Annotated in this window: 15 protein-coding genes; 3 read left to right on the forward strand and 12 right to left on the reverse strand. The window is 61.7% G+C overall.

Annotated elements, in window-relative coordinates:
- Together JJ869_RS00420 and JJ869_RS00425 are read left to right on the forward strand one after the other, a co-directional pair.
- The coding region (locus JJ869_RS00420; RefSeq protein WP_292263889.1) for an ABC transporter permease subunit at positions 1-276 on the forward strand (276 nt) is incomplete at its 5' end.
- Positions 277-505: 229 nt separating this feature from the next.
- Positions 506-1558, forward strand: coding sequence for a YeeE/YedE family protein (locus tag JJ869_RS00425; RefSeq protein WP_292263892.1), 1053 nt, complete (start codon positions 506-508; stop codon positions 1556-1558).
- Here JJ869_RS00425 and JJ869_RS00430 read toward each other — a convergent pair whose 3' ends face one another.
- From JJ869_RS00430 to scpA, 6 genes are all read right to left on the reverse strand, one after another.
- Entirely contained in the window at positions 1559-1918 is a 360-nt protein-coding gene (locus JJ869_RS00430) for a hypothetical protein (RefSeq protein WP_292263895.1), read from the reverse strand.
- Between the two features lie 41 nt (positions 1919-1959).
- Positions 1960-2985, reverse strand: a complete 1026-nt coding sequence (locus JJ869_RS00435; RefSeq protein WP_292263897.1) for an endonuclease/exonuclease/phosphatase family protein — start codon at positions 2983-2985, stop codon at positions 1960-1962.
- A gap of 21 nt (positions 2986-3006) precedes the next feature.
- A complete protein-coding gene (locus tag JJ869_RS00440; RefSeq protein ID WP_292263900.1) occupies positions 3007-3690 on the reverse strand; it encodes a molecular chaperone DjiA in 684 nt (227 codons plus the stop codon).
- 42 nt (positions 3691-3732) lie between these two features.
- Positions 3733-4212: a GNAT family N-acetyltransferase gene (locus tag JJ869_RS00445; protein WP_292263902.1), complete on the reverse strand. Its 480-nt coding sequence runs from the start codon at positions 4210-4212 to the stop codon at positions 3733-3735.
- Entirely contained in the window at positions 4209-4826 is a 618-nt protein-coding gene (locus JJ869_RS00450; protein ID WP_292263904.1) for a VOC family protein, read from the reverse strand. The genes JJ869_RS00445 and JJ869_RS00450 overlap by 4 nt, the downstream gene beginning before the upstream one ends.
- A gap of 77 nt (positions 4827-4903) precedes the next feature.
- A complete protein-coding gene (gene scpA, locus JJ869_RS00455) occupies positions 4904-7033 on the reverse strand; it encodes a methylmalonyl-CoA mutase (RefSeq protein WP_292263906.1) in 2130 nt (709 codons plus the stop codon).
- A gap of 162 nt (positions 7034-7195) precedes the next feature.
- Between scpA and JJ869_RS00460 the strand changes: the two genes are divergently transcribed.
- A complete protein-coding gene (locus JJ869_RS00460) occupies positions 7196-7669 on the forward strand; it encodes a DUF4174 domain-containing protein (RefSeq protein WP_292263908.1) in 474 nt (157 codons plus the stop codon).
- A gap of 72 nt (positions 7670-7741) precedes the next feature.
- On the opposite strand, the gene JJ869_RS00465 is transcribed toward JJ869_RS00460, so the two are convergent.
- The 6 genes from JJ869_RS00465 to JJ869_RS00490 form a co-directional block, all read right to left on the reverse strand.
- Positions 7742-9742 carry an acetyl/propionyl/methylcrotonyl-CoA carboxylase subunit alpha gene (locus JJ869_RS00465; protein WP_292263909.1) on the reverse strand — a complete coding sequence of 667 codons (2001 nt, stop codon included), beginning with the start codon at positions 9740-9742 and terminating at the stop codon, positions 7742-7744.
- A gap of 126 nt (positions 9743-9868) precedes the next feature.
- A complete protein-coding gene (locus JJ869_RS00470; RefSeq protein WP_292263911.1) occupies positions 9869-10084 on the reverse strand; it encodes a hypothetical protein in 216 nt (71 codons plus the stop codon).
- Between the two features lie 337 nt (positions 10085-10421).
- Positions 10422-10781, reverse strand: a complete 360-nt coding sequence (locus JJ869_RS00475) for a hypothetical protein (RefSeq protein ID WP_292263913.1) — start codon at positions 10779-10781, stop codon at positions 10422-10424.
- Positions 10782-10844: 63 nt separating this feature from the next.
- Entirely contained in the window at positions 10845-10991 is a 147-nt protein-coding gene (locus JJ869_RS00480; protein ID WP_292263916.1) for a hypothetical protein, read from the reverse strand.
- A gap of 214 nt (positions 10992-11205) precedes the next feature.
- Positions 11206-11928: a DUF6497 family protein gene (locus JJ869_RS00485; protein WP_292263918.1), complete on the reverse strand. Its 723-nt coding sequence runs from the start codon at positions 11926-11928 to the stop codon at positions 11206-11208.
- Positions 11929-11968: 40 nt separating this feature from the next.
- The gene (locus tag JJ869_RS00490) at positions 11969-13501 is read right to left on the reverse strand and encodes an acyl-CoA carboxylase subunit beta (protein ID WP_292263920.1); all 1533 of its coding nucleotides are present in this window, start codon (positions 13499-13501) and stop codon (positions 11969-11971) included.
- Positions 13502-13584: the final 83 nt, after the last annotated feature.

Genomic DNA, 13584 nt, shown 5'->3' on the forward strand with positions numbered 1-13584 from the left:
CTGCTGCCCAACGTGCTGTCTCCGATCATGGTGTCGGCCACCTTGGGCCTTGCAACGGCGATCATTACGGAGTCCGCCCTCAGCTTCCTTGGCGTCGGCTTCCCGTCGGACTTCCCGACTTGGGGCAAGATGCTGGCCGACGCGGTACAACGGATGCAGCAATTCCCCGAACGGGTGTACCTGCCCGGCATCGCGATCTCGTTGACGGTGCTGAGCGTGAACTACCTCGGCGACGGCCTTCGCGACGCGCTTGACCCGCGTATCCGGGGACGCTGAACCGGACAGGCAGAAAAGACAGGCAGAAAATAAGATCAATTGGATCGGGGTGGCTGCTCCACCCTGAACGTCGCCTCCGATTTTTCCCGAAAAATCGGAACGGCGTTCAGAAATCAGCCAAAATCACAGGAACCGATCCCCAAAACTGCACCTCTTGCTGCACCCCCCGGCCTTGTCACAGGGAAATTTTCCCGCCATCTGCCTTTCAACTTCATGGAAGGACAGACCCATGTTCGAATCCCTTGGCTTTGAAAATTTTACCGCGCCGCAGGTGGCAGTGGGTCTTGCGCTGGTCCTTGGCGCCGCGTTTGGCCTGCTGGCAGAGCGCACCAAGTTCTGCTTCCGTCGCGGGCTTGTCGGGGACGATCGCCGTCAGGCAATGGGCGTCTGGCTGACCGCGCTGGCGGTGGCTGTTCTGGGCACGCAGGCTGGCGTTCTGTCGGGTCTTATCACCTTCGACGAGCACCGTTTCATGGCAGGCGACCTGCCGGTGCTGGCCATCATTCTGGGCGGTCTGATGTTCGGCGCGGGTATGGTGCTCACCCGTGGTTGTGCCTCGCGCCTGACAGTTCTGTCGGCCACCGGCAACCTGCGCGCCGTGTTCGTACTGATGGTCTTCGCGATCACCGCGCACGCGACACTGAAAGGCGTCTTGGCCCCGGTCCGCACAACACTGGGCGCGGTCACCGTGCCTTTGGGCGACACCCTGTCCCTCGCTTCCCTGCCCGGCGGCGCAGTGCTGTGGTCGCTGGTCATCGTCCTGGCGGCGCTGGCCTTTGCCGCCCGTTCGGGCAACCGCGCAACGACCCTGATCATGGCAGCCCTGCTGGGCGCTCTGGTCCCTGCGGGCTGGATCGGCACCGGTTTCGTGCTCTATGACGATTTCGACCCCGTCGCGCTGCAAAGCCTGTCCTTCACGGCACCCTTCGCGGACACGCTCTTCTGGTCCATCGCTTCCACCTCCATCCCGGCGAATTTTGGGGTTGGCCTGATCGGAGGCGTGCTGGTCGGTGCATTGGTCTCGTCGCTGCTTTTCGGCAGCTTCCAGTGGCAATCCTTCCACGCGCCCGCCGAAACCGGTCGCTATGCGGGCGGTGCAGTCCTTATGGGCGTCGGGGGTGTTCTGGCCGGAGGATGTACCGTGGGCGCAGGTCTGGCGGGTGTGCCGACACTGTCCATCGCAGCACTTCTGGCAATCCTGTCGATTGCAGGCGGCGCACTGCTGACCAATGCGGCCCTCAAGCCGTCACGCCAAAACGCCTACGTCCAACCGGCAGAATAATCAGATATCGATCTCGCCGTCCTCGGGCGGCGGGAGCGCTTCGAGCCGCGGCGCATCCTGTTTTCGTTTCAACAGGATATCCCCGTTGGGCAAAACGACCGGCGGCTCATACGCCGACCAATCCTCGACCTGTTCCATCAGATCGCGCAAGGCAGGGCCCATCTCCTCGGCAAAGCTGCGGATGGCGGGCTCGATCTCTTCAGCCAGACCTTCCAGCTCGCGCAGGGCGGGCTCCATCTCTTCCATAAGCCCGCGAAAGAACAGCTTTGCGCCTTCTTCCATCAGGCTTGTGCCCTCCTCGGCAGAAGCGGCAGAGGCCGACAAGGCGGCCACCAGAACATATGCGGGTATTTGTTTCATGCGGTCTATATAAGCATGCTCCACAGAAATTTCACCTAGAGTTACAGATCCAGAGTAACCGGGAAGTGATCCGACGCCGTCAGCAACGCCTCGCGTAGTTCGGGTGTGTTCCAACAGACCGGATCATCGAACGGGTGCCAGATGCGCCAGCGTTTGGCCTTGGACCGCAGGTCGCGCGACACCATGATGTAGTCCAGCAATGCCTGCAGATACCGATCCTCGTGCGGGATGTAGAAGCGCGCCGTGGTCGGCTGCGCCCCGATCCGCCGCAACAGCGCCTTGGATGCATGTGGATCGTAAAGCACCGCATCCCCATCCCCCAGGATGATCTCGACCGAACTGCGCCCGAAAAGATGCTCGTACTCATCCAGACCGGGACCGTCGTTCAGATCGCCCATAACGATCAGTGGATCGCCTGCCTCCAGATGTTCCGCCACCCGCGCCCGCAGCCAGATCGCCTGCGCCAATTGCTTGCGCCGGTTGGCAATCGACAACCGCATCACCGCATCGCGGTTGGTGGCCCCATGTGGCGCTTTCGACTTGAGATGCGCCCCGATCAGGCGGATCACCTGCCCGGTCGCCAACACCGTCATTTCAACCTCGAGCGGCGGTTTCGAAAACACCACCTTGTCCTCGGTCGCGTCGATATCGAGGTCGATGCGGAACGTCCCGTCAAACCTCGGCGCGCCCGCCACCTGCGGCGCGCCGGGCACAGGGGCCTGTCCCTTGGGATCATGGCGTATATCCACCACATAGGGATCGTACATCACCGCAATTTCCTGCTGGGTGTCATTGCTGAACCCAATGACAGCGCTGTGCGTCCGCAGATCAAACGCCTTGGCAAAGGCTTCCAGCGCCCGCACCGTATTGCGGCTGCGGCTGGTGTCCGGCGCTTCGATCACCATGATCACATCCGCGTCCAACGCCGTGAACACGATCCCCAACGCTTCTGTCTGCATGGCCTTGGTCACGTCATGCCGCGCAGACCACGACCCATCCGCAATCGGGAGACCCGAGTCATCGAACAGCGCGTCGAACCATTCGACATTGTAGGTGGCAAGTCTCATCTGCGCCGCGTCATATCGGCATCAGGCGTGTTCGCGCGCCGCGATCTCTTCCCAGGCGCGGTTGATGTCGATCAGCCGCCGTTCCGACAGCTTCACCGCTTCTTCCGGCACGCCTCGGGCGATCATACGATCCGGATGGCTCTCTCGCACAAGCTGCCTCCAGGTTGCGCGGATCTCGTCAAGTGACATCCCCGGCTCGACACCCAGCACATCGTACGGGTCAGGCTCTGCATCCGGGACAAAGCGCGACTTCAAGCGGCGGAACGACCCTTCGGGCAACTCGAAAATCTCGGCCACCCGCAGCAGGAACGCGTCTTCACCGGGGTGATAGGTCCCATCCGCCATCGCGATGTGAAACAGGCCTTCCATCAGGTCACACAAGGTTCCCTGATCAGGCCCGAACATCGCGCGGATGCGCTTGGCGTATTCCTCGAACCCGGCCACGTCCTGCCGGGCAAGGTTGAACACGCGGGCCGCGCCCGACTCGTCTTCGCGCGGGATGTGGAACACTTCGCGGAACGCCATCACCTCGTCACGGGTCACAAGACCATCCGCCTTGGCCATCTTGGCCGACAGAGCAATCACGGCAATAGTGAAGGCCACGGTCTTTTCCGGCGGCGTGCGCAGGCGGTCAAACACCGTTGCAAGACCCTCGCCCGAGGCAAGGGCCGAAAGAGCATCCGCAATGCGCGACCAGATCGACATAACCGCATCCTACGGCAAACGCCCGGTTTTGTCAGTGCGGCATCAGAGCTTTTTCTGCATCAGCACAAGGTCGATCCAACGCCCGAACTTGAACCCCACCTCGGACAGCGTCGCCACCTCGGTAAAGCCAATCGCACGGTGAAAGGCATGACCTGCCGGGTTTTCCGCGCTCACACCTGCCCAAAGCGAATGCACACCTTCGGCCCGTGCCACGCCCTCCAACGCCGTCATCAGCTTTCGTCCGGCCCCGGTGCCACGAGCCTCTTTGGTCAAAGCAATGGAATGTTCCTTGGTCCGCGCATAGCCGGGACCGTTGCGAAACGGAAAATAACTGGCATAGCCGACAGCCACCCCGTCCGTCTCGGCCACAAGAAACGCAGGCCCCTTGGCGGCGATATCGTCGCGCACATAGTCGACGGTCTTGAGCTCCGAGGTGAAGGTGATCGTGGTGTTCGCGATCACGTCATTCAGGATCACCGTCAACGCCTCGGCATCGTCGGCGCGCGCGGGTCGGATGATCATGTGAGGATACGTCTCCCGCTGGTGGTCAGAAACACGGCCTGCATCATCCGGTCAGCCATGGTGCGATAGATCACCCGGTCATCATCCAGAACCGGGGCCAACCGCGCCTGAAGATCGGTCACATCCGGCCCACAAATCGTCAACGCCTCAAGCCGCAACCCGGCACTTTGCAAGGTCATTCCCGGCGGTGTGTCGGTGTGCCATTGGATGATCGCGGGGAATTGGTCGCCAAAAGGCAAGCGGCCATCCGGAGGCACCAGCATGGTCCAACTGAGATCGCCCCGCGACAGCTCCACCGGCTCTCCGGCTTCGGGGAACGTCCGCTGCGCGGCCTCGATGTCATCGCAACGCAGGATCCACTTGTCGAGCTGGGCCGGACCGTCAAAATCATCCAGCCCGAACCAGCGCGGATAGCCCGGCTTGGGCTGCGAGGGATCGGGGGCAATGGCCTCGAAGTAAAGGTCGTTCTCAAGCCCGAGAACCCGGTTATGCGTGGCATAATGCGCGTGCTGACCGCCAGCACCCAGCGTCACGCCCAGCGCTTCTTCGCTGTGGCGCACCGCCTCCTCCAGCGTTTCGCCCGCAACCGCGATATGATCCAGTTCGAATTTCATGCGGACATTGACACACGCGGCAGGTTTTCCGTCAACGGAAAACAGCGGACGCGTCGACGCGTCCGCCTACCCGTGCGTTAACCGCGCGCTTCGCGGATCAGCCGCAGGATGTCCTGCGCGGCTTCCGGAATGTTGGTCCCCGGCCCGAAGATCGCCTTGACCCCGGCGTCATAGAGGAACCGGTAGTCCTGCTGCGGGATGACCCCACCGCAGATCACCAGAATGTCCCCCGCACCCTGCGCCTTCAGCTCTTGCACCAGTTGCGGCGCCAAAGTCTTGTGCCCAGCCGCCTGAGAGGAAATCCCGATCACATGCACATCGTTGTCGATGGCATCCTGCGCGGCCTCGGCCGGGGTCTGGAACAGCGGCCCCACATCCACGTCAAAGCCGATGTCCGCGAATGCCGTCGCGATCACCTTGGCACCCCGGTCATGGCCGTCCTGCCCCATCTTTACGACCAGCATACGCGGACGGCGGCCTTCGTCCTCGGCAAACGCCTCGACCGACCGCTGGATGGCTGCAAAGCCTTCGTCGCCCTCATAGGCCGCGCCATAGACGCCCGCCAATGTCTTCACCTCGGCCCGGTGGCGGCCGAACACTTTTTCCATCGCCATGCTGATCTCTCCTACCGTGGCGCGGGCGCGGGAAGCCTCAACCGCCGCTTCCAACAGATTGCCGCCTTCGGCTGCGCGTTTCTCAAGTTCGGCCAGCGCCGCAGCGCAGGCCGCCTGATCGCGGGTGCTTCGGATGCTCTCCAGCCGGGCGATCTGGCTCTGCCGCACCTTGACGTTGTCCACATCCAGAATGTCCAGCGGGTCTTCCTTGGCGAGCCGGTACTTGTTCACACCCACGATCACATCGGTGCCCCGGTCGATATCCGCCTGACGCTGCGCTGCCGTTTCCTCGATCCGCAGCTTGGGCATGCCAGAGGCCACGGCCTTGGTCATGCCGCCCATCTCGTCGACCTCTTCGATCAACTTCCACGCGGCTTCGGCCAGATCATGGGTCAGCTTCTCGACGTAGTAAGATCCCGCCAGCGGGTCGACCACCTTGGTCACGCCGGTTTCTTCCTGCAAGATCAACTGCGTGTTCCGCGCGATCCGGGCACTGAACTCGGTCGGCAGCGCAATCGCTTCATCCAACGCATTGGTGTGCAGCGACTGCGTGCCGCCCAGAACCGCGCTCATCGCCTCGAAAGCGGTGCGGATCACGTTGTTGTAGGGGTCCTGTTCCGCCAGCGACACGCCAGAGGTCTGGCAATGCGTGCGCAGCATCTTGGAGCGGTCATTCTTCGCGCCCAGATCGGTCATGATCCGGTGCCAGAGCAGACGCGCCGCGCGCAGTTTCGCCGCCTCCATGAAGAAGTTCTTGCCGATGGCAAAGAAAAACGACAGACGCCCGGCGAACTTGTCCACGTCCATGCCGCGTGCCATCGCAGTCTGCACGTATTCTTTGCCGTCCGCCAGCGTATAGGCCAGCTCCTGCACAAGGTTCGCGCCCGCTTCCTGCATGTGGTAGCCGGAAATCGAGATCGAGTTGAACTTCGGCATCTCGTTCGAGGTGTATTCGATGATGTCCGCGATGATCCGCATCGACGGCTCGGGCGGGTAGACATAGGTGTTGCGGACCATGAACTCCTTGAGGATGTCGTTCTGGATCGTCCCCGACAACAGAGCACGATCCACACCCTGCTCTTCGCCCGCGACGATGAAACTGGCGAGGATCGGAATGACCGCGCCGTTCATCGTCATCGACACCGACACCTGATCCAGCGGGATTCCGTCGAAGAGGATCTTCATGTCCTCGACAGAGTCGATGGCCACACCGGCCTTGCCGACATCGCCGACAACCCGCTCATGGTCGCTGTCATAGCCTCGGTGCGTGGCCAGATCGAACGCGACAGACACCCCCTGCTGACCGGCCGCCAGGTTCTTGCGGTAAAACGCGTTCGATTCCTCCGCGGTCGAGAACCCCGCATATTGCCGGATCGTCCAGGGACGACCGGCATACATGGTCGCTTTAACACCACGCGTGAACGGTGCCTCACCCGGCAGCGTGCCCAGATGCGGCAGGTCCTTGATGTCGTCCTCGGTGTAGAGCGGCTGAACCTCGATCCCTTCGAGCGTCTTCCAGGTCAGCGAGTCGACCGATTTCCCGCGCAGTTCCTTTTCGGCCAGCGCGCGCCATGTGTCTGTCTTGGACGTCATCTTCTGTCTGTTCCTCTTGTCGTCATCCGCACCCTGCCGCATGTGCACAGGTGCGATTGTGGAATGGGTCGAGAGCCGTGCCGCAGGAGCGCGGTCACTTTTTTGCGTGTGGACGCGCTTCGTGCCTTCGCATTGTGCAGAGCTCGCCCTATGTTTTCGGGTATGAACAAAGTCTTATCCGCAGTGCTTGCATCTCTCATGCTGTCCGCCCCGATTGCGGGACAGGCGCAGGAGTCCGGTGCAACCGTCGACGACCTGTCCGTCGACATGATCCGGTCCGCCGAAACCGTGACGCTTGAGGAATTCCTCTGGATCAAGCGCCCCGTCGTGGTCTTTGCCGACAGCCCCGCCGATCCGCGATACGTGCAACAGATGCAGTACCTGACCAGCGATCTGCACGCGCTCGATCTGCGCGACGTCGTGATCATCACCGACACCAACCCGGCGGAACGAACCCCGGCCCGCACCGCCCTCCGGCCGCGCGGGTTCATGCTGGCGATCATCGACAAGGATGGCGGCGTCAAACACCGCAAGCCCCTGCCCTGGGACGTCCGTGAAATCAGCCGCGCCATCGACAAGATGCCGACCCGCCAGCAGGAGATCCAGGAACGCACCGACGGGTTGCCGCGCGGATAGGCCCTTTCCCACCCGGTGCGGTCAGTCCACACCGGGTCGCGGCCTGATATGCGCGCAGCTGGGGTCACGGCCTTATTCGAACTCCATGATCACATCGTCCACGGCCAGGCTGTCGCCCGCCGCCGCGTTGATCTTGGACACGGTGCCCTTGCGTTCGGCGCGCAGGATGTTTTCCATCTTCATCGCCTCGACCGTGCAGAGCGCCTGACCTTCCTGCACTTCCTGCCCCTCTTCCACGTCGATCTTCACGATCAAACCGGGCATCGGGCAGAGTAGCAGCTTGGACGTATCCGGGGCCACTTTCTCGGGCATCATGCGGGCCAGTTCCGCCTGACGCGGGGTGCGGACATGGACCTTCAGCTCGGCTCCGCGTGAACGGATGCGGAAGCCGCCAGACACCTTGCCCACCTTCATCACCAACGGCGTGCCATTGACCGTCATGCGGGCCAGTTGATCGCCCGGTGTCCAGTCACCGCTGACCCGGATCTCGGATCCATCCGCAAAGCGCACTGTTGACCCGTCATGGTCAGCCGCGATGGTGACGTCAAAATCGACACCCTGAAGCGCGACGTTCCACTCTTCGCCCACCCGGCGCTCGTGGTTGTCGAGCGTGCCCGAGATGCGCGCGCGGCGAATTTCGGCCACCCGGTTCATCGCCGCACAGGCCGCCGCGATATTGCGCAGCGCGGCGTCACCAAGCGTCACCCCTTCAAAGCCGTCGGGATATTCCTCGGCGATAAAGGCCGTGGTCATGTCGCCGGAAATGAACTTGGGATGATCCATCACCGCGGCCACAAACGGCAGGTTGTGACCAATGCCTTCCACCTCGAAACTGTCCAGCGCGTTGCGCATGGTCTCGATCGCAGTGGCGCGGTCCGGGCCCCAGGTGCACAGTTTGGCGATCATCGGGTCGTAATACATGCTGATCTCGCCGCCTTCGAACACACCGGTGTCGTTGCGCACGATGCCATCGCCCAGCGGGCCTTCGGCAGGCGGGCGGTAACGGGTCAAACGGCCAATCGACGGCAGGAAGCCGCGATACGGGTCTTCGGCATAAAGCCGGTTTTCAATCGCCCAGCCGTTGATCTTAACGTCGTCCTGCGTGATCGACAGTGGCTCGCCATTGGCAACGCGGATCATCTGTTCCACCAGATCAACGCCGGTGATGAGCTCGGTCACCGGGTGTTCCACCTGAAGGCGGGTGTTCATTTCGAGGAAGTAGAAATTCCGGTCGCCATCGACGATGAATTCCACCGTGCCTGCGCTGGTGTAGCCAACAGCCTTCGCTAGTGCGACCGACTGTTCGCCCATAGCTTTGCGGGTGGCTTCGTCAAGGAACGGGCTGGGCGCTTCTTCGACAACCTTCTGGTTCCGGCGCTGGATCGAACATTCGCGCTCGTTCAGGTATATCCCGTTGCCATGCGCGTCGCAGAGCACCTGAATCTCGATGTGGCGCGGCTGGGTGACGAATTTTTCAATGAAGATGCGGTCATCACCAAACGAGGACGCGGCCTCGTTCTTGGACGACTGAAAGCCCTCGCGCGCCTCCGTGTCGTTCCACGCGATCCGCATGCCTTTGCCGCCACCGCCGGCAGAGGCCTTGATCATCACCGGATAGCCGATCTCATTCGAAATCTTGACCGCCTCATCCGCGTCTTCGATCAGGCCCATATAGCCCGGGACGGTCGAGACGTTGGCCTCCTGCGCGATCTTCTTCGACGTGATCTTGTCGCCCATCGCCTCGATGGCTTTTACAGGCGGGCCGACAAAGGCCACGCCTGCGGCTTCAAGCGCCTGTGCGAATTTAGGGTTTTCGGACAGGAAACCATAGCCCGGATGCACCGCCTGTGCGCCCGACTGTTTGATCGCGTCCATCACCTTGTCGATGACGATATAGGACTGGTTCGCGGGCGGCGGCCCGATATGCACCGCCTCATCCGCCATTTCGACATGCAGCGCGTGTTTGTCGGCATCCGAATAGATGGCCACCGTTTTGATGCCCATCTTGCGGGCGGTCTTGATCACGCGGCAGGCGATCTCGCCCCGGTTGGCAATCAGGATCTTGTCGAACATGTCTGTCCCTTTCCGTCAGTCTTTTCTTGGCCGGGGACACATCCCGCAGCGATGGCATAAAAAAGACCGCCCGGACGCTGAGTCCGAACGGTCGAAATCCGTGAGTAATTCGGGCGCGCTGACGCGTCAGCAGCGTTCCGGATATGTCTGGCAATAGGCGACATTGGCCGCAGCGCCAACAGCCGCCCCGGTGAGCGGATCGCCCCCTGCCGCAACCGCTGTGCCGCCACCGGCCGCACCGCCCAAGAGCGCCTGTTCGCCCAGCGTGTCACCGCAGGCCGAGAGGCCCAGCAGCGCGACAACGGCGAAAATCCGGGTGGGTTTGAAGGTGTGAGTGTCCATGTGTCTGCTCCTTTGCGGGTCTGTGCCTGTTTTGCAGTAACACCCCGGATCAGCCAGTTGTTCCAGCCTTTCTCCCCATCGGCCGGATTTTGGGCAGATCCTTGCCCGTCCCTGTAACATTCTGATCCAGAACAGAAAAAGTCGGGCGCTTGGCATGGGGTGTAACCAAGGCGCCCGACAGGGGAAGGGTAACGGTGAACAAAAGGCGCAATCTGCCAACGCCATGTCACTAGGAACAGGTCCACAGTGGCACAACCGCCTAACGCGTCAATGAAAAATGGAATACAACCCAAGGTGTCGGCTTTTTCCCGCCCAAACTGACCCGCCGTAAGCAACATCACGCCCATTCCCCGTCCTCAAACGCCTCGGGAAACGACACGCGCGCCACCGGTTCGTTGATGATGAGCAGCGACTCATAGCTTACCGGGTCAAACGGATCGTCATACGGCAGCACTTCACGGCCAAAGAGCCAGCTTAGCCGCCCCGCATCCAGATTGCCGCGTTCGAACGGCTCATTTCCGAAATGCGCCCAAAGCGCTGCCATGAAGACAGCATCGGCCTTGCGGTCGACAGACTTGCGGTCGCGATACCGTTCGCGCTTGATCAGCGGCGTAACCCCTTTGGGGTTCGGTCTGCGAATGACGAATTGGAAATCCGTTCCGGGAAGCCGCCCCGGAAAGCCGCGATGCTTCAGCATGGGACACCCCCGCACAGCATCGGTGAAAAGGGGGCGAGCGCCTCTGCCCGCCCCGTTTCAAGGTTACTTGTACTTGCCTGTGTACATGGGCTCGTGGCTGATCGGCTCAGGGTCGATAACCACAAACTCTTCTTCGGCCTGCTTCTGTCCGCATGCGGACAAAACTGCAAAAAGACCGACTGCGGCAAGAAGCTTGATGCTCTGTGACATCTAGTTCTCCTGTCAGGTTCAAAGGACCCAACAGGACCTGCTGGTCCTGCCTGTCCTCGGTTCGAGGTAATGACTGCTTGGGTGCAGTCCGTCCCAGAATATCCTGAAATCACAGACAAAAGATATCCACAGCCCGCAACATCGCGGCCCTGTGACGCAAAAGACTCAAACCGGACGCGGCCCGCGCGGAGTGTCGCAACATGTTGTGGAAGCATCAAAAAAACTCCAAGATGCAGGTCTCGCCTTCGACGCGATACGCCTCGAAAAACTGGGTGACGTCTTCCGTGGCGACGCCGAATTCGGTCTCTTGCTGGCTGAAGGAAATCACGATCTGGCTGGGCTGTGGCCCGGTTTGCGCAAGGCGCGGGATGGCGAAGGTCTCGCACAGATGGTGCATGTCAACTTCCACATCCTCATAGGCGCGGCCCTCCTGCCCGATCTCGGGCGCGACGAACCGGAAGCGGTAAATCAGCCCCCCACCCGGCCGGTCCCACAGCATCTCGTGGAACGTCACAGGCTGACCGGAGGGCACGTCCAAGGGCTCATCGGCAAGAACAGGCAGCGCCAGAAACACCGCGAACACATGCGCCAGATATGTGCGCCCGCTGGCCCAACGAAGCCAGCGCGCCCGATTGCCCGGATCGGTCAAGACAGCTTCGAGCCGATCCGAGACACAGGCGGATTGACTGGACCGGGGCAAACGCCCACCTGCCGTGACACGCATCACGTCCGCCAGACGTTCCACCCGCACGACGGGGGAAAACCCCCTCACGCGCTGCAAGGCCCGACAGACATCCTGCCGAACCTGTCGCGCCAGACGACCCGCGTCGCACATCGGAAGGTCTGACACAACCGACACATCAAAGCGCGCAGGAACATGCCGGGCCAAGGTCAGCCCGGTTTCGTCGCGCAGAATGTGCCAGCCGTTACGTGCCATGACTGCCTAACTCGTAGGCCGGGCTTCAGCCCGGCACCCCTCAAAGCGGAATATTGTCGTGCTTCTTCCACGGCATCGATTGCTGCTTGGACCGCAGCGCAGCGAACGCCCGCGCCACCCGCTTGCGCGTGCTGCGGGGCTGGATCACCTCGTCGATGAAGCCGCGCTCTGCCGCCACGAACGGGTTGGCAAAGCGGTCCTCATATTCCTTGGTGTGTGCCGCGATCTTTTCCGCATTGCCCGCATCGGCACGGTGGATGATCTCGGTCGCCCCCTTGGCTCCCATCACGGCGATCTCCGAGGTCGGCCACGCATAGTTCACATCCGCACGCAGGTGCTTGGACGCCATAACCACATAAGCGCCGCCATAGCTCTTGCGGGTGATGACCGTCACCTTCGGCACCGTCGCCTCGCCATACGCAAAAAGCAGCTTCGCGCCGTGTTTGATGACGCCGTTATATTCCTGGCTGGTCCCCGGCAGGAAGCCCGGCACGTCCACCAGCGTCAGGATCGGAATGCCGAAGCAGTCACAGAACCGCACAAACCGCGCCGCCTTGCGGGCAGAGTCGATGTCCAGAACACCGGCAAGCACCATCGGCTGGTTGGCAACCACACCCACGGTCTGCCCTTCCAGGCGGATGAAGCCGGTGATGATGTTCTTGGCGAAGTCTTCCTGAATCTCGTAGAAGTCGCCTTCATCCGCGATCTTCAGGATCAGTTCCTTCATGTCGTAGGGCGTGTTGGCGTTTTCGGGCACCAGCGTGTCTAGCGATTCCTCCAAACGGTCCACATCGTCGAAGAACGGCCGCGTCGGGCTGGGCTGACGGTTGTTCAGCGGCAGGAAGTCGACCAGACGGCGCACTTCGGCCAGCGCCTCAACGTCGTTCTCGAACGCGCCATCCGCGACCGAGGATTTCTTGGTATGGGTGGACGCGCCGCCCAGTTCCTCTGCGGTCACCTGTTCGTTGGTCACCGTCTTCACCACGTCGGGGCCAGTGACGAACATGTACGAGCTGTCTTTCACCATGAAGATGAAGTCGGTCATCGCAGGGCTGTAGACCGCCCCACCCGCGCACGGCCCCATGATCACACTGATCTGCGGCACCACACCCGATGCCATGATGTTGCGCTGGAACACCTCGCCATAGCCCGCAAGGCTGTCCACACCTTCCTGAATGCGCGCACCACCCGAGTCGTTGATTCCGATCACCGGAGCGCCGTTCTGCATCGCCATATCCATGATCTTGCAGATCTTCATCGCATGGGTGGCCGAAACCGACCCGCCCAGAACCGTGAAGTCCTGGCTGAACACATAGACCATGCGGCCATTGACCGTGCCCCAGCCGGTCACAACTCCGTCGCCTGCCGGGCGGTTCTTTTCCATCCCGAAATCGGTGCAGCGATGGGTGACGAACATGTCGTATTCTTCAAAGCTGCCCTCATCGAGCAGCAGTTCCACCCGTTCGCGCGCCGTCAGCTTGCCCCGGGCGTGCTGTGCGTCGATGCGGGCCTGCCCGCCACCCAGACGGGCATCGGCGCGGCGGGTTTCCAACTCTTGCAGAATATCTTTCATGGACCGTCCCTTTGTCGCTTTGCGGCGAACATACTGCGCCGCGGCAAAGCCTCAAGCGCTAATGAGCAAATTTGCAAACCATG

It is taken from the genome of Marivita sp. (assembly GCF_017643905.1).
Taxonomy (GTDB): domain Bacteria; phylum Pseudomonadota; class Alphaproteobacteria; order Rhodobacterales; family Rhodobacteraceae; genus Marivita.